Annotated in this window: 18 protein-coding genes and 6 pseudogenes; 15 read left to right on the forward strand and 9 right to left on the reverse strand. The window is 71.1% G+C overall.

Translation table 11 applies throughout. The features are described 5' to 3' along the window. The first annotated feature begins 130 nt into the window (after window positions 1-130). Window positions 131-493, forward strand: a complete 363-nt coding sequence (locus ACFXB5_RS30295; RefSeq protein WP_385213586.1) for a DoxX family protein — start codon at window positions 131-133, stop codon at window positions 491-493. A gap of 251 nt (window positions 494-744) precedes the next feature. Continuing rightward, a complete protein-coding gene (gene menE, locus ACFXB5_RS30300; RefSeq protein ID WP_385213589.1) occupies window positions 745-1,902 on the forward strand; it encodes an o-succinylbenzoate--CoA ligase in 1,158 nt (385 codons plus the stop codon). Window positions 1,903-1,949: 47 nt separating this feature from the next. Here the strand turns inward: menE and menC are convergent, their stop codons facing one another. From menC to ACFXB5_RS30340, 8 genes are all read right to left on the reverse strand, one after another. Further along, a complete protein-coding gene (gene menC / locus ACFXB5_RS30305; protein WP_385213592.1) occupies window positions 1,950-3,062 on the reverse strand; it encodes an o-succinylbenzoate synthase in 1,113 nt (370 codons plus the stop codon). Between the two features lie 57 nt (window positions 3,063-3,119). Then, complete coding sequence (locus ACFXB5_RS30310) at window positions 3,120-3,899, reverse strand: SDR family oxidoreductase (RefSeq protein WP_385213594.1); 780 nt, start codon at window positions 3,897-3,899, stop codon at window positions 3,120-3,122. Then, window positions 3,896-4,669, reverse strand: a complete 774-nt coding sequence (locus ACFXB5_RS30315; protein ID WP_385213597.1) for an enoyl-CoA hydratase/isomerase family protein — start codon at window positions 4,667-4,669, stop codon at window positions 3,896-3,898. Before ACFXB5_RS30315 ends, ACFXB5_RS30310 begins: the two co-directional genes overlap by 4 nt. Beyond that, window positions 4,654-6,456 carry a 2-succinyl-5-enolpyruvyl-6-hydroxy-3-cyclohexene-1-carboxylic-acid synthase gene (menD, locus tag ACFXB5_RS30320; RefSeq protein WP_385213600.1) on the reverse strand — a complete coding sequence of 601 codons (1,803 nt, stop codon included), beginning with the start codon at window positions 6,454-6,456 and terminating at the stop codon, window positions 4,654-4,656. Before menD ends, ACFXB5_RS30315 begins: the two co-directional genes overlap by 16 nt. Continuing rightward, complete coding sequence (locus ACFXB5_RS30325; RefSeq protein ID WP_385213602.1) at window positions 6,456-7,898, reverse strand: glycoside hydrolase family 88 protein; 1,443 nt, start codon at window positions 7,896-7,898, stop codon at window positions 6,456-6,458. Before ACFXB5_RS30325 ends, menD begins: the two co-directional genes overlap by 1 nt. Before the next feature lie 18 nt (window positions 7,899-7,916). Further along, window positions 7,917-9,044, reverse strand: coding sequence for an isochorismate synthase MenF (locus tag ACFXB5_RS30330; protein WP_385213604.1), 1,128 nt, complete (start codon window positions 9,042-9,044; stop codon window positions 7,917-7,919). A 159-nt stretch (window positions 9,045-9,203) separates the two neighbouring features. Further along, a complete protein-coding gene (locus ACFXB5_RS30335) occupies window positions 9,204-11,090 on the reverse strand; it encodes a LamG-like jellyroll fold domain-containing protein (RefSeq protein ID WP_385213606.1) in 1,887 nt (628 codons plus the stop codon). 163 nt (window positions 11,091-11,253) lie between these two features. Next, complete coding sequence (locus ACFXB5_RS30340) at window positions 11,254-12,258, reverse strand: MFS transporter (RefSeq protein WP_385213620.1); 1,005 nt, start codon at window positions 12,256-12,258, stop codon at window positions 11,254-11,256. Here ACFXB5_RS30340 and ACFXB5_RS30345 point away from each other — a divergent pair. From ACFXB5_RS30345 to ACFXB5_RS30365, 5 genes and pseudogenes are all read left to right on the forward strand, one after another. Further along, window positions 12,235-12,414: pseudogene (locus ACFXB5_RS30345) on the forward strand (hypothetical protein); the annotation flags it as partial. The gene ACFXB5_RS30340 and the pseudogene ACFXB5_RS30345 sit on opposite strands and share 24 nt — an antisense overlap. A 224-nt stretch (window positions 12,415-12,638) precedes the next feature. Continuing rightward, window positions 12,639-12,947 (forward strand): hypothetical protein, encoded by a 309-nt coding sequence (locus tag ACFXB5_RS30350; protein ID WP_385213629.1) that lies wholly within the window; start codon window positions 12,639-12,641, stop codon window positions 12,945-12,947. Between the two features lie 28 nt (window positions 12,948-12,975). Continuing rightward, on the forward strand, window positions 12,976-13,194 hold the full coding sequence (locus ACFXB5_RS30355; protein ID WP_385213623.1) for a hypothetical protein: 219 nt from the start codon (window positions 12,976-12,978) through the stop codon (window positions 13,192-13,194). A gap of 273 nt (window positions 13,195-13,467) precedes the next feature. Further along, the gene (gene speB / locus ACFXB5_RS30360) at window positions 13,468-14,466 is read left to right on the forward strand and encodes an agmatinase (protein WP_385213609.1); all 999 of its coding nucleotides are present in this window, start codon (window positions 13,468-13,470) and stop codon (window positions 14,464-14,466) included. Continuing rightward, entirely contained in the window at window positions 14,463-15,920 is a 1,458-nt protein-coding gene (locus tag ACFXB5_RS30365; protein ID WP_385213611.1) for a carboxylesterase/lipase family protein, read from the forward strand. Before speB ends, ACFXB5_RS30365 begins: the two co-directional genes overlap by 4 nt. A 57-nt stretch (window positions 15,921-15,977) precedes the next feature. Here ACFXB5_RS30365 and ACFXB5_RS30370 read toward each other — a convergent pair whose 3' ends face one another. Beyond that, window positions 15,978-16,361 carry an Lrp/AsnC family transcriptional regulator gene (locus tag ACFXB5_RS30370; protein WP_385213614.1) on the reverse strand — a complete coding sequence of 128 codons (384 nt, stop codon included), beginning with the start codon at window positions 16,359-16,361 and terminating at the stop codon, window positions 15,978-15,980. Between the two features lie 73 nt (window positions 16,362-16,434). Here ACFXB5_RS30370 and ACFXB5_RS30375 point away from each other — a divergent pair. From ACFXB5_RS30375 to ACFXB5_RS30410, 8 genes and pseudogenes are all read left to right on the forward strand, one after another. Then, window positions 16,435-16,839 (forward strand): annotated as a pseudogene (locus ACFXB5_RS30375) (diguanylate cyclase); the annotation flags it as partial. Window positions 16,840-16,907: 68 nt separating this feature from the next. Then, window positions 16,908-17,399 (forward strand): annotated as a pseudogene (locus ACFXB5_RS30380) (AraC family transcriptional regulator); the annotation flags it as partial. A gap of 145 nt (window positions 17,400-17,544) precedes the next feature. Further along, window positions 17,545-18,132, forward strand: a complete 588-nt coding sequence (locus ACFXB5_RS30385) for a helix-turn-helix domain-containing protein (RefSeq protein WP_385213626.1) — start codon at window positions 17,545-17,547, stop codon at window positions 18,130-18,132. 57 nt (window positions 18,133-18,189) lie between these two features. After that, window positions 18,190-18,249, forward strand: a complete 60-nt coding sequence (locus ACFXB5_RS30390; RefSeq protein WP_371106102.1) for a putative leader peptide — start codon at window positions 18,190-18,192, stop codon at window positions 18,247-18,249. 184 nt (window positions 18,250-18,433) lie between these two features. After that, a pseudogene (locus tag ACFXB5_RS30395) lies at window positions 18,434-18,496 on the forward strand (hypothetical protein); the annotation flags it as partial. A gap of 80 nt (window positions 18,497-18,576) precedes the next feature. Then, the gene (locus ACFXB5_RS30400) at window positions 18,577-19,056 is read left to right on the forward strand and encodes an ABC transporter substrate-binding protein (RefSeq protein WP_385213617.1); all 480 of its coding nucleotides are present in this window, start codon (window positions 18,577-18,579) and stop codon (window positions 19,054-19,056) included. Then, a pseudogene (locus tag ACFXB5_RS30405) lies at window positions 19,053-19,732 on the forward strand (ABC transporter ATP-binding protein). Before ACFXB5_RS30400 ends, ACFXB5_RS30405 begins: the two are co-directional and overlap by 4 nt. A gap of 102 nt (window positions 19,733-19,834) precedes the next feature. Further along, window positions 19,835-20,224, forward strand: a pseudogene (locus ACFXB5_RS30410) (TauD/TfdA dioxygenase family protein); the annotation flags it as partial. Window positions 20,225-20,337 lie beyond the last annotated feature (113 nt).

The following is a 20,337-nucleotide window of genomic DNA, read 5'->3' on the forward strand; positions in this document are numbered from 1 at the left end:
CTTGGACGGTTACGGCGCCCCGGCAGTGGAATCGCGGTGTGACTGAAGAACCGGAAACCAGTGTCCAGGTGATGAGCCGCTACGCCACCGAGCCCGCCACCGGCCTCGCCCGGAAGACGGGACGGGAATCGTGAACGTGGCGTATTGGATCGTCGCCGGTCCGCTCGCCCTCTTCTATCTCTACGGGGGCGGGGTGAAGGTGGTCCGGAGCCGTGAGCGGCTCCGGCCGATGATGGCCTGGGTGGACACTACGCCGATGGCGGCCGTCAGAGCCATCGGTGTGATCGAAGTGCTCGGCGCGATCGGACTGATCCTCCCCCCGCTGACCGGCATCGCGCCCTGGCTGGCCCTGGCCGCGGCCATCGGGTTCGTGATCCTGCAGATCGGCGCCACCAGGGTGCACCTGCGCCGGGGAGACCGCCAGGTGGCCCTCAACATCACGCTCTTCCTCGCCGCGGCGGTGACCATCTGGCCGGCGACGACATGGCTGTGACATCGGGGCGAGGAGAGCCGCCGACGGTGTGCGGAACAGGCAAGACAGAAAACCCCGAACCGGATCGTCGATCCTGCCGCGGCGCGGCGGAAAGGATGCCGTGGCAGCTTCCTGACAGGACATTCGCCTGACGTCGGCGTGCCCTGTCGCCGGGCCGTAGCGTGGCCGGAGGGGTGAGCGGTCTCGCGGTGCGCAGGCGCAGGCGATCGCTCGTGTGATGACGGACGTCTTTTCGCGGAGGGGGCACCGCGATGCTGATCCTGCCATGCGACGGCTCGGCGGACACGGTCGGTGCGCTCTCGCGTGCGCTGGCCGTGGCGGTCGAGGGGAACGGGGAAACCGTGCTGCCCGTGGCGGCCGCCGGCGGCTCACCGGGGTTCGACACTCGCGGGCCCGTGCCGTCCGGGACGGCGGTGGTGGTCGGCACCTCCGGGTCCACCAGCGAGCCCAAGGGGGTGCTGCTCGCCGCCCGGGCACTGCGCGCGTCGGCCGAGGCCACGCACACCAGGCTCGGGGGCCCCGGGCGCTGGTTGCTGGCGCTGCCCGCACACCATGTGGCGGGCGTGCAGGTCCTGGTCCGCTCGCTGCTGGCCGGGGCGGAGGCAGTGGTCCACGATCTGCGGCAGGGCTTCCGGCCGGAGCGGTTCCGCTCCGCGGGTTGCCGCTACACCGCGCTGGTGCCCACGCAGATCCGGCGGCTGCTGGACGCGGGCGGCCCCGGTCTGGCGGCGTTACGGGAGTTCGACGCCGTACTGCTGGGCGGTGCCGGCACACCCGAGCCGTTGTTGGCGCGGGCGCGTGAGGCGGGTGTGAGGGTGGTGACCACGTACGGCATGACCGAGACCGCGGGCGGCTGCGTCTACGACGGGGTGCCGCTTGAGGGGGTGCGGGTGCGGATCGGTCCGCCACCGGAGGGGGCGGCCGGGCCCGCCGCGGGAGGTCCGATAGCTCTCGGCGGGCCGACCCTGGCGTCCGGCTATCTCAACCGGCCGGAGCTGACAGCCCGTTCCTTCGGCGACGGCTGGTTCCGCACGGACGACCTCGGGTGCCGACGGGAGGACGGCAGTCTTCAGATACTGGGCCGGGCGGACGACGTGATCGTCACCGGTGGTGTGAAGGTGTCCCCGTCCGTGGTGGAGCAGGTCCTGCGGGAACAACCCGGTGTCGGGGACGCGTGCGTGGTGGGGGTGGACGACCCGGAGTGGGGGCAGATCGTCGTGGCCGCCGTCACTCCGCGCGAACCGGGGGCGTTGGGGCAGACGGCCGTGGGCGCGCTGAAGGGCGCGGTCCGGGAGCGGCTCGGGCGTGCCGCCGCGCCCAAGGCCATCCGGGTCGTCGAGGCCCTGCCCCTGCGTGGGGTGGGGAAGCCGGACCGGTCGGCCGTGCGCCGCCTGTTCACGGCGGAGTGAGGCCGGGGGCGTACGGTCCGGCCTTGTGTACCGCCGGTCCCCCGCCCTCAGGCCGTCACCTGGATATGGCGCCGGGTGTGGGCCTTGAGGAAGTCCTCCCTCACCTCGTACGGCACGGCCGTGGCCGGTACCTCGATCAGGCCGTCCACCGCCCGCGTTTCCGGTGTGACGATGTCCTCACCGAAGTACTTGTCGGAGCCGGAGTTGTCGCCGGGCAGTGTGAAACCGGGCAGCGCCGAGAGCGTCACATTGGCCGCTCGGCTGATGCCGAAGTCGTGCATGCCACCGCACCACACCGGCACCCCGGCCGCGACGCAGGCGTCATGGACCCGGACGGCCTCCAGCAGACCGCCCAGGCGAGCGGGCTTGATGTTGACCACGCGGCAGCTGCCCAGCGCCAGCGCCTCCCGCGCCCGTCCGGCCGAGGTGAGGCTCTCGTCGAGGCAGAGCGGTGTGGCCAGCTCCTTCTGCAGCGTGGCGTGGTCCAGCAGATCGTCCCAGGCCAGCGGCTGCTCGATCATCATCAGGCCGAACGCGTCGAGATCACGCAGCCGTGGAAGGTCCTCGAGGGTGTAGGCGCAGTTGGCGTCGGCCATCAGCGGCAGCTCCGGGAACCGGTTCCGGATCGCCTCCAGCACCTTCACATCGGCTCCTGGGCCGATCTTGACCTTCACCCTTTGGTAGCCCTGCCCGACGTAGCCACCGATGGTGTCGCACAGCCGGTCGTGGTCACTGTCCATGCCCACGCTCACGCCCGAGGGGACATGGGTGCGCGCCGCGCCGCCGAGCAGCGTGGCCAGCGGCCGGTCCGTGGTGGCGGCCAGCAGGTTCCACGCGGCCATCTCCAGGCCGCACCGGGCGAAGTTGTTGGCCTTGACCCGGCCGTAGAGGGCCGTGAACTCCTCGATGGTGTCCCAGGAGCGGCCCACCACCGCCGGGGCGAGGAAGTCGCGGGTCACGGACCACACCGTGTCGGTCGTCTCGCCCAGGTAGTAGGGGTCCACCGGCACCGGTGCCTCGCCCCACCCCGTGCGGCCGTCGGCGGTGGTGGCGCGGACGACCATGTGCAGCAGGGTCGTGGCGCTGTGGGTGCTGGCGGTGAAGCCGTGGGTGAGCCGCAGCTCCACCACGGAGAGGTCGAGCCGGTCGATGCGCGGCACGGAGGTCCCCTTCCCGTCGTCGGGAGATGGCGTCGTCGAGAGATGAAGTGGTGGTGTCTAGGGTCTGAGGGTGGAGCCGCCGTCCACCGTCACGGTGGTGATCGTCATGTGGGCCGCCTGGTCGGACACCAGGAAGCCGATCACGGAGGCGATGTCCTCGGGCTCGGCCAGGGTGCCGCGGGGAATGCCCACCCGATGGCGTTCGGGGTCTCCGTGCAGCAGCGTCTGTCTCCGGCCGGGCAGATGTGCGTTGGCGCGGGACATCGGGGATTCGGTGGTACCCGGCGCCACGACGACGGATCGCACGCCGTGCCCGGCGAGTTCCAGTCCGGCGCAGTTGGTGAGGTACTGGGCGGCCGCCTTCGAGGCCCCGTACAGCCCCTGGTCGTACTTGACGATTCCGGCGCTGTTCGATGCCACGGTGATGACGCAGCCGCGTCCGCGCCGCGCCATCCGCCGGCCCACCGCACGGACGCAGTTGAAGGTCCCCCGGACGTTGACGCCGAACACCCGCTCCCACTCGGCGTCCTCCTGCTCGGTCAGCGGGGCGGTACGGCCGAGCACTCCGGCGGCGTTGACCAGGATGCCGATCGGGCCGAGTCGATCCTCCACGTCCTGGACGGCCCGTTCCACCTCGCCGGAGTCGGTGACGTCGAGGCGCACGGGGTGTGCCGTGGAGCCCAGTTGCCGGGCCACGGTGTGTGTCCCGTCCTCGTCGATGTCCGCCACGGCCACGACCGCCCCCTCGGCGGCCAGTTGACGGGCGGTGGCGGCGCCGATGGCTCCTGCCGCGCCGGTGACCAGGGCCGTGACCTCGGCTATTCCGGTCAGCCTCATGCTCCTCGCCCCGTTTCCCGCTCGGTCCCTCGCCCCGTTTCGCGCTGTGCTCCCCGTTGCGTTTCCGGCTCGGGGCCGGGGAAGGACTCCGCGTCCCGCAGCTCGGCGTCGATTCGCTCCAGCACCCCGGAGAAGCGCTGGAGCCGCTGCTTGAGCAGCGCCGTCGTGCCCGGGTCGTTGGCGGAGATCTCGGCCGCACACGCGGTGGCCTCCGCACCCGCCCGGCCCGGTGGTACGAGCCGCTGCAACAGCCCCAGGTGGTAGGCCTCGTGTGCCGTCACCCAGCGGGAGGTCAGGAGCAGATCCTTGGCGGCGCCCAGGCCGACCAGCCCGATGAGTTTCGCCGCCCCGATGGGGACTCCCAGGCGGGAGCCGGGGAAGCGGTACACCGAGTCCTCGGCGCCCACCCGGATGTCACAGGCGGCGGCCAGCTCCGCACCGGCGGCGACACAGCGCCCCTCGATCGCGGCCACGGTCGCCTTGGGCGCCGCCGCCACCGTGCGCTGCAACCGCGCGAAGACCCGCAGTCGGCCCGCGCGACCCTCGTTCCCCAACTCCTCGTCGCGGTCGCCCCCGACACAGAAGTCCGGTCCGCTGCCGCTGAGGACGAGCACACGTACGGCGTCATCGGCCAGCGCGCCTTCCACGGCCTGGAGCAACCGTGCGGCCGCCTCGGTGGTCAGCGCGTTGCGTGCCTGCGGGCGGTCGATCCGCAGCTGTGCCACTCCGGTGGCGCGGTCCCGCTCGACGCCGATCACCGGGGCGTCCACAGCTCTTCGAGGGCGCGGGCCACGGCCCGGTGGGTCTGGTCGTGCACCGCGACATTGGCCGCGCGATCGGTGCGCAGATGGATCATCGACACGCCCGGCGAGCCCACCCTTTCCTTCAGCGCGGACCGCAAATCCCCCTCGTCGGCGACGCGGACGACACCGACTCCATAGGCGGCGGCCACCGCGCACACATCGGCGGCCTGCGGGGTGCCGAAGAGCAGCTCGAAGGTGTCCCCCGGGAGGCGTGACGCCTGTGGCAGGAACGAGAAGATCCCACCCCCGTGGTTGTCCACCACGACGAGTGTGCAGCTCACATCCGGCGCCTCGGCCGCGCCCAGCAGCGCGCCCGCGTCATGGAGGAAGGTCAGATCGCCCAGCAGTGCGGCCACCGGACGCCGGGCCGCGGCCACACCGAGCGCGGTGGCGATCGTGCCGTCGATCCCGTTGACACCGCGGTTGGCCAGCACGGCGGGGGGACGGTGGCGGGGCGCGGCGAACCACTCGAGGTCCCGTACGGGCATCGAGGACCCGACCACCAGTGTCGCCTCGGTGGGCAGGGCGTCGAAGAGCGTACGGGCCACTCGCGGTTCGGTGAGGTCGGCTCGGCCGTCCAAGGCGTCGGCCATGGCCGCCTGCGCGGTGGCTTCGGCCGAGGCCCACGCGATGCGCCACTCCGGCCCGGCCGGCGGCTCCGGCACCGCGTCGGCCACGGCGCGGCACAGGGCCGCGGGATCGGTGCGGAGCACGGTGGCGGCCAGCCGGTCCGGGTCCCGCCACCGCCAGTCGGGATCGACGAGCACCTGCCGGATGCCGGGCTGCCGCAGCCAGTCGGCCACTGCCCGGGAGGCCCAGCGCTCCCCGATGTGTACGACCACCTCGGGCCGCAGCTGGTCACGGGCGTGCGGGCCGCGCAGGATGGCGTCGGCCGCCGCCACGGTGCCGGGGCCCGGCGTACGGGCGCCGGAGCGCGGATCGGCCAGCACCGGCCAGCCCAGTGCCGCGGCGGCCGCGTGCACGGCGGCCGGATCGCCCGCACCCGCGCCCACGAGCAGGACACCCCGCTCGTGCCCGTCCGCGACAGCGGCCACGTCCGCCCGGGTGACGGTCAGGACCGGGCGGCTGACGTGGTGCCAGGGCCGTCCGTCCGCCCGGCCGGGAGGCAGGGGGCCGGGCCGGGCGACCAAGGGGTCACGGAAGGCCAGGTTGAGGTGGACGGGGCCGGGCCCGGACGGTCCGGCCTCGGCCTCCGCCACGGCGCGCGCGGCGAGGGAGCGCCACATGCCGTCCTGGCTCCGCTCGGGAACCGCCACGGCCATGGCCCAGCGCACCGCCGATCCGTACAGGCCCGTCTGGACCATGGTCTGCGGGGCGCCCACTCCCTGTAACTCCGGTGGCCGGTCGGCGGTGCACACCACCACCGGGACACCGGCCAGATCGGCCTCGGCGACCGCCGGATGGAGCTCGGCCGACGCCGTACCGCTGGTGGTGACCACGACGGTGGCGCGCCCGGTGGCACGGCTCAGCCCCAGGGCGAGGAAGCCCGCCGCGCGCTCGTCGAGGCGTATGTGCAGCCGCATCCGGCCGTCCTGGGCGAGGGCGAGCGCGAGCGGAGTGGAGCGGGAGCCGGGCGCGATGACGGCCTCGCTCAGCCCCGCCCGGACCCACTCGTCGACGAGGGTGGCGGCGAAGGCCGCCTGTGCGCCTCCTTCGGTGTCGCGGGCCGCCTGACCGCCGCCCTCGGTGTCAGTTGCGGTTATGCGTCCGTCCACGGATTCACGGCCTGCCATCAGCGTGTCCAATCCTTCACCGCACCGAGCCGCGTCAGCGCCGCGCCGAGCTGGCCCAGCAGTCCGGAGCCGACGCCGGAGAGCATGCGGTAGCCGCTGCGCTGGAGCTCCTCACCGCCCTTGTTCGACGGGGAGGAGCCGTCGAGCCAGCCGTCCGGTGTCAGCCGGTCGCACAACACCTCCCATGCCTCCTGCGCCACCACGCCCTCGCGATCGGCGGCGAAGCGGCCGCGCTCCACACCCAGCGCCAGGGCCGCCGCGATACCGGCGGACCCACAGGTCTCCGCGCCGGTGGCGGGCTCCGCCAGGTAGCAGTCCCAGATGCCGGCGGCGTTGCGCCGGGACACTGCGAGCCGGGCGGCCCTCGCGGCCTCGTCCCACAGGTCGTCGGTGTCCGGCTGGTCGCCGAGCTCGGTCAGGGTGCGCACCAGACCGAGCAGATACCAGGCGTAGGCACGAGCCCAGTTGCGATAGACGCGGCTGCCGTCCGGCAGCAGTCTCAGGTAGAGGTCGTCATCCCACGTCAGCCGCCTGCGCCGAACGCGGAGCTGACGGACGGCCGCCTCGCGCAGCCGGGTGTCCCCGGTGGCCTTCGCGAGAACGGCCATGGGGTAGGCGACGGTGTAGCACCCCTCCGCGGTGGTCGGGTCGTCCTTGACGCATCCATGGGGATCGGTCCGGGCCTTCCAGGACTCGACGGCCAGCCGGAGCGTGGGGTGCCGCGGATCCCGCTTCGCGACCACCGCGAAGGGGAGCGTGGCCTCGATCCCGTACACCCGGTCGTTCGCGGGGCGGCCGCGCGGATCCTCGTAGCGCAGCCGGGTGCCGTGGACATAGACGGCGAGGTGGTCGCGCAGCGCCGTCTCGGCGCGGGTGTCGCCGGGGAAGGTGGTGTGCAGGTCGTACAGCGCGTCCAGCACACATCCCTCCATCCACCCGAACGGCTGCACACTGGCCGGGCTGGTGAGGTGGCGGTGGAGTGCGGCGGCCGGAGCCGGTGGGTCCCCGGCCTCCAGCAGCAGCGCGGGCCGCCGCTCGACGGGGGCCTCCGGGACGGAGAAGATCCACAGTGGCTCGGTGGCCGGTTCGGGGGCGAGGGCGAGCCGTACACCCTCGTCCAGCACGGCCCGTACGGCCTCGGTATCCAGCGGCAGATCGTAGGGCTGGTGGCAGTCGGCGTACCGGATGTCGAACGAGCCGAGCGGCCGGCCGGTGCCCGCCGAGACGGCTTCGACGCGACGGACGTCCCGCACGTCGCAGGCGACGAACAGACGGAGCCGCCCCGGGGATACGGGTGCCGTGGAGTGCCACTCCAGCACTGTGGGCATCCGGCCGCCGACGATTGCCGCCGTCGACCATGTCAGCGGAGTGCGCCGGTCCGACGGGAAGGGAACGCTCGGCGCGTCCACAGTGCTCGCGGGAACATGATGTGCGCTTGCCATTGATGATCCCTCGCCTGTTCAGGGCGCTATGAGCGCGGGCAGAATGGCGCCCAGCTTCGCGCGGGTCTCGGCCAGTTCCTCTTTCGGATCGGAATCGGCGACAATGCCGTTCCCGACGTACATGGTGGCGTTTCTGCCGTGTATCGCGGCGCAGCGAATGGTCACGCAGAGACAGCCGTTCCCCTCCGCGTCCACCCAGCCCAGCGCCCCTCCGTAAAGCCCTCTGTCCCAGCCCTCCAGACGCTCGATCACTTCGTATGCCTTGTCGCGGGGCCATCCGCACACGGCGGGCGTCGGATGAAGCACGGCGGCCAGTTGGAGAAATGGCGGGTGGTCGGCTTTGAGCTCGGCCCGGACCCGGGTCATCAGATGCTGGACGTTCGCCAGTTTCAGCGTCTCGGGCCGCTCATTGGCTTCGATCCAGGTGGTGCTGGGCGTCAGGGCGTCCAGCACCGCCTCCCGCAGGACCCGGTGCTCCTCCTGGTTCTTGCGGGACTCCTGCAGCCAGGAGGCGAGTCGGCGGTCGGACTCGGCGTCGCCGCCACGGCGGATGGTGCCGGCCAGGGCACGCGACTCCACCATCCGCCCGCGCTTGGCGAGCAGCAACTCCGGACTGGCCCCCACCAGGCCGAAGGCGGAGAACAGATAGGCGGAGGGGAAGGTGTGGGCCAGCCGCCGCAGCACCACGGACGGCTGGATGTCCGCGTCGCACTCCATCTGGATGCGCCGGGCGAGCACCGCCTTGCGCAGCTCTCCGCGGCGCACGGCACGCGCCGCGTCGGCGACGCTGCCGCACCACTGCTCGGGCGGTTCGCTGGGCCGCAGCGCGTATGCGCCGGGTTCACCGCTCTTGGCCGAAGGAGCAGGGACCGAGGCGAGGAGGCGACGGTGGTCGGGCGTCGCCTCCAGGCTCAGTGTCCGGGCGGGAACCGCCAGCCGGATGGGCTCCTGGCGCTGAAACGGAAAGGCCACGAAGCCGATTCCCCCGCCGGCCGCCAGCGCTTGGGCTATGTCTTCCTCGGAATCGACCAGATGGTGTGCGATGGGTTCAATTCCGAGGAGTGTGCGATCCGGCCCGGAAAAGAATAATCGGCGATTATCCAGAAGGTCGATCGCGTCATCGACGACTTCTTGCGAACGTGCCACCAACGGAACGCCCCCGTCCGTTCTGGTTGAGTTATGATCTTTTACGCAAAGCGTTCCAACAGCCTTGCATTGACTGGTAAATGCGTCAAGAACCGACCAATGCGATAGTTCACTTGATGGACACTTACGCATCCCCGGGACGGCCCCGGTGCCGTTCGGTCAGGAGGACATGAAGTCGCGCACCGGCAGCGCGCGGTCCACGACGCGGACGTCGCCGATCCAGCCGTACATGATCTGGTCGATCTTCCCGCCATACTCATAGCCGCCCAGCAGCCAGGGCAGCCCGAGGGTGGTGAGGCCGTTGGCCGGGGTCGAGGGGTTGCGCGCCACCGGGCAGCCGTTCACATACATCGTGGTGTGTCGTCCGTCGTTCACCATGGCCGCGTGCCACCAGGTGTTCAGCGGCAGCTCATGGCTCCAGTTGGTGACCGCGCCGTCCTGGTTCAGCGGATAGACGGCCCACTGGAGCCCATGGCCGTCGGACAGCGAAAGGGTGACCACCGGCTCCTCCATGTCACCGCCGGTCTTTCCGGCTTGACCGCTGGGGCCCCGTCGGCCGAGCAGCCCCGACCAGGCGTTGCGCCCGCCGTCCCAGTCGGCGGGCAGCTTGAGGAACGCCTCGACGGTGTAGCCGGAGCGGAAGGTGGCGCCGTTCAGAGGAGCGCCGTCGGCTGTGCGCAGATAGGCGCCGCGCAGGGGGGATTTGACGCCGTGGAAGGAGAGGCTGCCGTGTCCCGGCTGGTCCGGGTGGTGCTCATCGGACCAGATGAGGGAGTCGGCGGGGCTGCCGGGGACGGCGACCTTGGTGAGGTGGTTGCCACGGCCGGAGTGGTCGGTGATCCGGACGGAGTCCTCGACGGGCGCGCCGTCCCGGCCGCCCTGGTCGAAGCGCCAGTAGGCCACCGTACCGGGGATGACCAGCCGGGAGGCGGGCCGGGCCGGACGCGGTGCGATGGGGGCGAATCCGGCGAAGCGCTGCTCGAAGTCGATCGGGACGCTGAAGTAGTCCTGGGAGCTGGTGCGTTCGATCTCTCCGCGCTCCAGCTCGTTCAGGTGGTCATCGGCGCGGTCCAGGATCCACGGGGAGAGCGTCCGGACGTCGACGGTGTGGCGGGCCAGGTCGAACCGGTAGAGGCGGATCATCCCGGCGCCGCCGTAGTAGCGGTCCTGGTAGTTGGTGATGTGCAGATGGACGTCGTGGCCCACCTTGTTCTTGCGGACCGTGCGGGCCGGCGGCCAGTAGTGGCCATTGAGCGTGAGGAATATCTGGTCGTGGTCGGCGATCAGCTCGTCCCAGAGCCACTGTCCATGGTCGGAGAACCGCGCCTCCTCGCCCTCGTGGTCCGCGTAGACCAGCTCGTGCGTGGTGAGGATGACCGGAGTTCCGGGGTGGTTCGCGATGACCTCCCGGGCCCAGGTGATGCCCTTCGCGGAAGGGCGCCAGTCCAGGGCGAGCACCAGCCACTCCCGGCCCGCCGCGCGGAAGGTGTGGTACGTGTTGTAGCCGTCCGGGCTGGCGCCGCGGAACGAGGGCGAGGAGCGGTATCGCCGGGGGCCGAAGGTGTCCAGGTAGGGGGTGCGGCCCCGCTGGTCGTCGGTGGACGAGTCGAGGTCGTGGTTTCCGGCCACCACGCTGTAGGCCGCGCCCCGCTCGTCCAGGAGCCGGAAGGCCTGGTCGATCGGCCCGAGTTCGGAGACCTGGCCGTGCTCGGTGAGGTCGCCGAGGTGCGACAGGAAGACGATGTTCTCCTCGCGTGCGTGGCGGAGGAGATAGCGGAAGGACGCCTCCACCGGCGCCGGGTGGATGCTCTCGCCGTCGAAGAGGTATTGGGTGTCCGGCATGACGGCGAGGGTGAATCTGAGGCTGTCGAGGTCGGGGTGCCAGGCGGGGGCACCCGCGGCGCCGGAGGCCGGTGCGGCCGCGGCGGGCGGCGCCACCTCCAGCCCGGTCATGGCCACACCCGCGCCGACGAGTCCGGTGGTGCGCAGGAAGGTGCGGCGGCCGGTTCCGGACTGCGGCTCATTGGTCTGACGGGGACTGCACATGGCGCTGCTCCACACGGTGGGACGGAAGGGGTGGAGCGCACGTTATGGATCCCGGGAACCCGGCCACAGGAAGATGTCCGGCAACGGCGGGGGAAAAGCACATGAATGGCTTCCATGTGCAGGGGTGGCCGGCGGACGTAACCGCCACGCCGGCGGACACGGCTCAGTGGTGCGGATCCTCGGCGGTGAGGGTGTCCCGGGTCTCCGGCGCCCAGGCCAGGCTGACGGCCGTTCCGAGCAGCAGCACCAGCGCCATCCACCCCATCGACCAGCCCGCGCCGAAGTGGCTCAGGCTGACCGGCAGCACGAAGGTGCCGATGGCGGACGCGACCCTGCTGGTGCCGTTGAGGAAGCCGACGCCGGAGCCGCGCAGCGCGGTGGGAAAGAGTTCCGCCGGATAGACCTGGGTGATGGTGGAGGCGCCGGCCATGACGAAGGTGTAGATCAGGAAGGGGACCATCAGCGCCCCGCCGGAGCCTTCGCTGAGCACGGCCATGGCCCCCGGACACAGCGTGAGGATCGCGAAGGTGCCGATGGTGAACGGCCTGCGGCCCAGACGCTGCACCGGCCACAGCCCGATCACCCCGCCCAGCAGCAGGGCCAGGTTGAGCACCAGGTTCTGGGTGTCGGCCCCGGAGATGTTCAGGGCGGCCAGGATCTGCGGCATGAAGGTGTAGATGGCGAAGTAGGGCAGCACCTGGGCGCTGTAGAAGATGACACCGAACCAGGTCTTGGTGGCCTGGCCGCGGGCGAAGAGCTCGCGGTAGCGCGCCGCGGGCGGCTGCGCGGCGGCCGCGGCCTCCGCGTCGGCGGCGGTGGCGGTGGCGGTGGCCTCGGACTGCCCCAGGTAGGTGCGGCGGATCCGGGCGGCCTCGGCACCGCGGCGACGGGCGGCCAGCCAACTCGGGGATTCGGGGATGCCGATCCGCAGCAGCAGCACCAGCAGGGCGGGCAGCGCTCCGCTGGCCAGCAGCCAGTACGCGGTGGTGCCGTTGATCGGGATGTACGTGCCCAGGACGTTGGCCAGTACGTGGCCGACGGTCCACAGCACGGTGAGCGAGCCCAGGAGGACGCCGCGCAGCCGGCCGGGGACGAACTCGGAGAGCAGGGTCGGCCCGACGGCGTAGTCCGCGCCCAGGCCGAAGAGGACTTCGAGGTGGTCCCGTATCCCACCGCACGCGGCTGCGCCGCCTCGTACTACCCCGAGACCAACGTCCTGGTGCCGCTCGACAGCGTGGCCGAGATCAGCAACCAACCGACGTCGAAGGGGGTCGTGGTCCGCGTCGAGGCCCGTGCCACCGTGGATGGGCTTCCCCGCTCCTGACCCGGATCACCCATCCGACCAGGCCCGTTGCCCGGCATGAGCAGTCCCCGGAGGCCGGGTGGGAGGGCTTCGGCACCCGGTTCTACGATCGGACACGACCAAGGTACGTGCACGGGCCAGCGGTTGACCGGCCGGCCGCGTCGTGCCACGCGGAAGGGCGGCCGCCGGTGGCGGCGGGGGACCACAAGGATGTGAGACGCGAGTGAACGCCGGACGGCATCAAGTTGCGCAACCTGTCCAACCGGCTCGGCCAGTCGGTGCACCTGGGCATCCTCTACGGCGCCGAGACGGTCTACCTCCTCAAGGAGCGGCCGCCGAGAGGCCATTCCGGGTTCACCGATGCCACGCCCGCCACCGATGTCGGTGTCCGGCTGCCGGCCCACCTCACGGCCAACGGCCGTGCGATCCTGGCCCACTCCAGCGAGGCGCACCTCCGGGCGGTCTTCCCCCGGCCGGGGGATCTCGTCACCCGCACCGGCAGAGGCCCCCGGTCGCTGGCGGAGCTGCGGAACCCTGCTGGCACGGGACCGTGAGCGCGGCTGGTCGGAGGAGGTCGAGCTAATCTCCGATGGGCTCCGGTCGATCGGAGTGCCGGCGTTCGATCACAACGAGCGGCCCATAGCGGCCGTCAGCAGCACATGGCGGCGCCACCACCACCGGTATGAAGCGGATCATGTGCGGGACATCCTGCAACAGGGCGCGGTACGGCTGACGGCGGCGGTGGCCGACCACGCACCCCACGCCCACGGAACGGACGGCGCACAGGACGGCGCACAGTGAGCGGCCGTCGCAGACGCCTTCGCCACGTGGCGGAAAGATGAAGGGCCTCTGACCAAGGCGTTCACGGAACGAGCTTCTCGGATCCGAGAAACCCCGACCACATGGCTGGCTCCTGGCGTATGCGCCACGTGTCATGGGCACGGAACGCCCCTGATCGTCCACGCACCACGGCCTCCCACGGGCCGGCACTCCCCCACACAGATGCACACCCCCACACAGATGCACTTCCCCACAGATGTACTCCCCCCACAGATGAAGGATCCAGCACCGACCATGACCGCGACCCCTCCCGACGCAACCAGGCCCGTCCCGCCCCAGGAGACCGACGCCACCCTGCACTTCACGGGCCCAGCCACCTTCGGCCGCGTCCCTCGTCTGGACCAGGTCGGCACGGCGGACATCGCCGTGGTCGGGGTGCCGTTCGACGCCGGTGTCTCCTACCGGCCCGGGGCCCGCTTCGGGGCGAACGCCGTCCGGGAGGCGTCGCGGCAACTGCGCCCCTACAACCCGGCCCTGGACGTGTACCCGTTTCACTACGCCCAAGTCGCCGACGCCGGTGACATCACCGCCAATCCGCACAACATCGACGAGGCCGTCGCGAGCATCGAGGCGGGCGCGGACGCTCTGCTGTCCACGGGCGCGCAGCTGATGACACTGGGCGGCGACCACACCATCGCGCTCCCGCTCCTGCGCTCGGTGGCCCGCCGTCACGGCCCGGTGGCACTGCTGCACTTCGACGCGCACCTGGACACCTGGGACTCCCACTTCGGCGCCCAGTACACCCATGGAACTCCGTTCCGCCGCGCGGTCGAGGAGGGCCTCCTCGACACCTCCGCGCTCTCCCACGTCGGCACCCGCGGCTCGCTGTACAGCAAGGAAGACCTGGACGAGGACACCAAGCTGGGCTTCGGGATCGTCACCGCGGCCGATGTGATGCGACGCGGAGTGGACGAGGTGGTGCAGCAGCTCAAGGAGCGCATCGGCGCACGGCCGCTGTACATCTCCGTGGACATCGACGTCCTGGATCCCGCACACGCCCCCGGCACCGGCACCCCCGAGGCGGGCGGCCTCACCTCGCGGGAACTGCTGGAGATCGTGCGCGGGCTCGCCGATTGCTATGTGGTCTCCGCCGACCTGGTCGAGGTCGCCCCGGCGTACGACCACGCCGAGATCACCTCCGTGGCCGCCTCGCACACCACGTATGAGCTGATCACCCTCATGTCCCGGCAGATCGCCTTCTTCCGCTGGGTGGAGGAGAACAAGCCATCGTGAACACGCGACCTCGCGCAGCGCGGGTGGTGGCCACGGACCGGGGCGAGGTCCGTGGCTCCGACGAGGGTGCGGTGGTGTCCTTCCGGGGGATCCCGTACGCCGCCTCACCGGTGGGAGCGTTGCGTTTCGCGGCACCGCACCCGCACCCGGGGTGGACCGGAGTGCGCGAGGCGATGCGCCCGGGACCGGCCGTACCGCAGGCGCCGTCCCGGCTGGAACGGGTCATGGGAAGGCGTACGCCCGACGGGAACGAGGACGGTACCCTCACCCTGAACGTGTGGTCCCCGCCGACGGCGCTGGAGGAGAACGCCTCACGTCCGGTGCTGGTCTGGTTCCACGGAGGCGGCTTCACCAGCGGCTCGGGCGGGTGGGACTGGTACGACGGGGCCCGTCTGGCGGAACTGGGCAACGTGGTCGTGGTGACCGCGAACTACCGGGTGGGGCCGCTCGGTTATCTGCGTCTCCCGCACATCGGCGCCGACAACCTCGGCGCTCAGGACCAGGCCGCCGTACTGCGCTGGGTGCGCGACAACATCGCTTCCTTCGGCGGAGACCCGCGAGCCGTGACGGTCGGCGGGCAGTCGGCCGGTGCGTACTCGGCCCTGTCCCTGGCCGTGGATCCGGCCACCGGGGGGCTCGTCAACCGTGTGCTGCTGCAGAGCGGCCCTTGGGGCCTTCCGCCGCAGAGCCCCGAGCAGGCCGCCGAAGTCGCCGAGGAGTACCAGCGGCTGCTGGGCATCCCCCGTGGCACGGAGCCCGGACAGACCTTGCGTGAGCTTCCCGTCGAGCATCTCCTGTCCGCCTACGGCGAGTTGGCGGTCCGGCTCGCACGCCCGGGCAATGTCGCCCCTCCGATGTACCCCGTCCTGGGCGGTGCCGGCATTCCGCGGGCCTGGCAGCACGCGGTCAGGGACGGGGCGCTGGAGGGCAAGCCCCTCCTCATCGGCACCGCCCAGGAGGAGATGACCGCCTTCTTCGCCTTCGAGCCGCGCATCCAGTCGCTCACGCCGAAGGCTGCCATTGACCTCCTGACCAGCCAGTTCGGCCGCGAAGCGCCGGAGGTCTACCAGCGGCACGCCGACCGGCTCCCGCACGCCACCCCCGCCCAGGTGTTCACCGCACTGCACACGGACGAGGTGTTCCGCGACGGCGCCCTGCGGCTGGCCGACCACCATGCCGCCGGTGGCAATGCCACGTATGTCTACCAGTTCGACTACCGCCCGGCCGAGGACCCCGGCCATCTCGGTGCCACGCACTGCGGCGAACTGCCCTTCCTCTTCGGCACGTTCGACAGCTACCCCGACAGCCCGATGCTGGGAAGCCCCTCGGCCACCGAGCGGGCACTGGGGCGGACCTTCGCCACGGCCGTCACCGAGTTCATCGCGGGCGGCTCCCCGAGCGACTGGCTTCCGTACGTGCCTGAGGCCACCGCACGGATCCGGCACTTCGGCTGAGGGGCCCGCGAAGTGCCGGTCGGCACGTACGGACGAGGCGCGCCGCGCCGAAGGCCGTCACACGGAAATCGACGCGGGACGTACCAGGCCGGTGCGCTTGACCCCGGCGAGGATGGGGGTCACCTCAAGGCCGGAGACATCCGGCAGCGCCCCCACCCTGCCGGTCAGAAAGGTGTACAGCGCGCTCGGATCGGTGGCGGCCACCGCCACCAGCAGATTGCTCGATCCCGTTGTGGCCGCGGTGAACCGCACTTGCGGATGGCGGCTGAGGATCCGCCCGGTCTCCTCCATCGCCCCCGGGGCCGTGGTGATCCACAGCAGGGCCTCGGCACGCACCCCCAGCAGGGACAGCTCGACCTCGGTGGCCAGCCGGACGACATATTCCTCCACCAGAGTGTCCAGGCGGCGCCGTACCGCTCTGGGAGTCCTGCCCGTGCGCACGACGCAGATCTCATCCCCTCCGCCGAGAATGGGGATACAGGGCGCTATCGTCATGGCAGCGGTCCGGCCGCCGCGCGAGGCTGTGGACAGCGCGAACGAGGCGAAGCGGTTTCTGCGGGCTCATGGTGTCCCCGAGGACAGCGTCCGCCGGGTCTGGACGGCGATCGCCCCGCACACCACTCCCGGCATCCCCGAGTTCATGGAACCGGAAGTGGCCCTGGTGACGGCCGGTGTCGAGTACGACGTGCTCGGCATCGGATACGGGGATCTCTCCGCCGAGGACCGGGAGGCGGTCGTGGCGCTGCATCCGCGCCCCGACTTCAGAAACAGGATTCTGCGGGCGTTCACCGACGGCGTCCGTTCCAAGCCGGAGACGACGTTCCGCAACGTCAAGGCGGATGTCCTGGAGCACTTCGTGCCCGGCTTCGAGCGGGCGGACTTCGTTTGGGCGATCCTGGATTCCCGGTGGACGGAATAGCCCGGCGGGCGTCGGAACCATCACGGGCAGCACGGTCAACACGGGCATCCGGTGGCGGACGCACCGTCGTGATCGTCGCGTTCGACGGGGTGCGGCTGCTGGATGTCACCGGCCCGGTGGAGGTCTTCACCACGGCCAACCGCTACGGCGCCGACTACGACGTACGGGTCGTGTCCCTCGCCGGTGACGCCGTCGCCACCTCGTCCGGGCTGGTGATCAGTGCTGATGGCGCGCCTGGCACACTGCCGCGACGCCTGGGCACACTGCTGGTCCCCGGCAGAAGGGACTGGCGCTCGGCAGTCGCCGACACCGACCTGATCGGGCTCGTGGCCGACCTGTCGACGCGGGCGAAGCGCGTGGCGTCCGTGTGCGCGGAGGCCTTCGTCCTGGCCGAGGCCGGCATCCTGGACGGCCACCGTGCCGCCACGTACTGGGAACTGGCCTCCCAACTGGCCGCCGCCTACCCGCGGGTGCGGGTGGACGGCCATCCGGTCTTCGTCCGGGACGGCCATGTGGCCACATCGGCCGGTATCACCGCGGGGATCGATCTTGCATTGTCTCTGGTCGAGGAGGACTGGGGAGCGGACGTGGCACGCGATGTGGCCCGGCAGCTGGTGGTCTTTCAAGGCCCGCCCGGGCGGGCAGGCGCAGTTCAGCGCGCGGCTGGCCCCGCGGGAACCCCGGCATCCGGCGGTGCGCCGGGTGATGGACCGCGTCACCGCGGACCCCGCGGGGTGCCATACGCTCGCCACGCTGGCCGGCAGGGGCGGTGTGAGCGTCCGTCACCTGGAGCGGCTGTTTCGCGCCGAGGTCGGCATGGCCCCCGGCCGTTACGTCGAATCCGTCCGCGTGGAGGCCGCCCAGGCACTGCTCGCCGATGGCACCGGCACGGTCGAGGAGGTGGCGCGGCAGGCGGGGGCGGCTCCTCGGAGTCACTGCGCCGGGTCTTTCAGCACACCCTCGCGGTCTCACCGACGGTCTACCGCGCCCGCTTCCGCAGCACCCTCGGCGGCCGGGCGCGCTGAGGGACGCCGGCCGACGGGGCGGACAGCAAACGGCCCTCACCGACGGGGGAACGGCGAGGGCCTTACGTTCAGTGTGGCACGAATCAGTGCGGAAGAATCCGTTCCGAGCGACAAACATTGCATATATCTGCCGCCTGGCTCCCCACCGATGCGGCCGATGCCCCTCCGGCACCACCCCGCCGTAGCTCCTCCCGAGGCGGAGGCCCCACCTCCGGAAGGGTGTACGCGAGGGCGCCCACGTCCTGAGACGGAATCGGGAAGTCGTTGACGGGGGCTGTTACGCACTGCCACCCTGCCGAATGTGAGCCAAGCCGAGAAATTCGCCGTGCGTCTGCACGTCGATCTGCGACGCCAAGCCAGCGCCATCTGTGCCGTCGGCCGTTGAGCCATTCACGCTCCGCTCTTTCGCTCTTCTTTCCGCTCGGCATCTGACGGTATCCGCCGCCCCCTGAGCGCGGCCGGTCCTGCCTGCGTCCATTCCCCTGCATTCCTCTGATTCCCCCTCACCAGGTGACGTCGGAGGGGCCTTCAACGGCGCCGTCGTCAAACTGGCCGCGAACGGCGCCCCCATCACCTCCGTCATCAGCTACTACGGATCCGATCAGCACGCGTACAACGGCTTTTTCGTGCTGGCGGACAGCCCCATCCGGTCGGCCCGCGACCTCATTGGGAAGAAAGTCAGGATGAACACCCTCGGCGCCCACTCCGAGAGATGCTCGATATCCATCTCAAGCGCCATGGACTGTCCAAGACGGAGATTGGCAAGGTGCAGCCCCTGGTGGTGCCGCCGGTCAATACCGAACAGTCGCTGCGACAGCACCAGATTCAGGTGGGCGTGCTCGGGGACATCCTGCGGGACAAGGCCGTGGCCCATGGCGGCTTCCGCCCGCTGTTCACCGATGTCCAGTTGCTCGGGGCATTCAGCGCCGGAACGTATGTGATGACCGATCGCTTTCTGCGGCACAACCCCGACACGGCCAAAGCCTTCGTCACCGGCGTGGCCCGCGCCATCGAGTGGGCCCGCGTGACACCACGCGAGGAGGTGATCGCACGAATGACGCGGATCGTGCGGAAGCGCGACCGGAAGGAGGACGCCACACCCCTGAAGTACTGGAGGTCCTTCGGAGTCGCCGGAGCGCCCCGACCGGCTCCCCGGCCCCACCCCCACGACGGCCCGGAGCTGACCCCATGACCGTCAAAATCGCCTTTGAGCAGGTCCGCAAGGTGTTCCCGGTGCAGGGGACGGCGGGCTCCCGCCGGGCCACCGAGTTCACCGCCCTGGACGGGATCGACCTGGAGATCTCCGCGGGTGAGTTCATGGTGGTCGTCGGGCCCAGTGGATGCGGCAAGTCCACACTGCTCGACCTGCTCGGCGGCCTCACCCGGCCCACCGGCGGGCGGATCCTCCTGGACGGAGAGCCGGTGATCTGGTGGGCCCGTCCGGATTCGAGGACCGGCATCCGCATGAGCTCTCCGGCGGGATGCGGCAGCGCGTGGCGATCGCGCGCAGTCTCGCCTACGGCCCGGATGTGCTGCTCATGGACGAGCCGTTCGCCGCCCTGGACGCCCAGACCAGGGAGCTGTTGCAGGACGAGCTGCCGCGGATCTGGGAACGCACCGGCAAGACGGTCGTCTTCATCACCCACGGCATCGAGGAAGCGGTCTCCCTCGGACAGCGGGTGGCCGTCCTCACCTCCCGTCCCGGAGTGGTCAAAGAGGTCGTACCGATCGCGCTGGGCGCCCGCGCCACGGCGGAGGACGTGCGCTCGAGCCCGGAGTTCGCGCACCACCGGCACCGGATCTGGAGCCTCCTGCGGGACGAAGTGGCCCGCGCCCAGCAACTGGAGAAGGAGAGTGTTCCCGCATGAGCCCCGCGACCGGGACGACCACCGCGACGACGGACCCCACCACCCCCGGCACCACGGCCGGAGCCGCCTCCGAGCCACGTACCACCGCGGGCGCGTCAGCACCGGGCGAAGCGGTTCGTCTCCCGGAAGTACCGCACCGCCCACCCGGTCGTGCGCGTCCACCCCGAGAGCGGCGAGCGCGGTCTGTTCATCGGTGGCTTCGCCCAGAGTTTCGTCGGCCTCGGCCCGTCCGAGTCGCGCGATCTGCTGCGGATCTTCCAGTCGTATGTCATCCGCCCGGAGAACATCGTGCGCATCGCCTGGTCCCCGGGTGATGTGGTGGTCTTCGACAACCGCATCACCCAGCACTACGCGCCGGACGACTACGGCGATCTGCCGCGCCTGCTGCACCGGGTGACCGTCGCGGGCGATGCCCCGGTCGGTGTGGACGGCGAGCGCGCTTACGTCCTCGAAGGGGACGAGGCCGGCCGCTACACCCCGGCCGCCGCCTGAGGACCACCGTCCTCCCCCACCGGAAAAGTGCCCGCCCCGGGTGCGGCTTGCGCACCCCGGGCGGGCCCGGCGGGGTGGCGCTACGCCCCAGCGGGGGGCGGGCGGGCCGCGCG

Source organism: Streptomyces sp. NPDC059455 (genome assembly GCF_042750115.1).
Taxonomy (GTDB): Bacteria; Actinomycetota; Actinomycetes; order Streptomycetales; family Streptomycetaceae; genus Streptomyces; species Streptomyces endocoffeicus.

Excerpts from the sequence above, each read along its gene's own strand:
- menD (WP_385213600.1), bottom strand. The coding sequence starts at position 6,456 with ATGGCAGGCCGTGAATCCGTGGACGGACGCATAACCGCAACTGACACC.
- ACFXB5_RS30385 (WP_385213626.1), top strand. The coding sequence starts at position 17,545 with ATGGACCGCGTCACCGCGGACCCCGCGGGGTGCCATACGCTCGCCACG.
- ACFXB5_RS30335 (WP_385213606.1), bottom strand. The coding sequence starts at position 11,090 with ATGTGCAGTCCCCGTCAGACCAATGAGCCGCAGTCCGGAACCGGCCGC.
- speB (WP_385213609.1), top strand. The coding sequence starts at position 13,468 with ATGACCGCGACCCCTCCCGACGCAACCAGGCCCGTCCCGCCCCAGGAG.
- ACFXB5_RS30310 (WP_385213594.1), bottom strand. The coding sequence starts at position 3,899 with ATGAGGCTGACCGGAATAGCCGAGGTCACGGCCCTGGTCACCGGCGCG.
- ACFXB5_RS30325 (WP_385213602.1), bottom strand. The coding sequence starts at position 7,898 with ATGGCAAGCGCACATCATGTTCCCGCGAGCACTGTGGACGCGCCGAGC.
- menE (WP_385213589.1), top strand. The coding sequence starts at position 745 with ATGCTGATCCTGCCATGCGACGGCTCGGCGGACACGGTCGGTGCGCTC.
- ACFXB5_RS30400 (WP_385213617.1), top strand. The coding sequence starts at position 18,577 with ATGCTCGATATCCATCTCAAGCGCCATGGACTGTCCAAGACGGAGATT.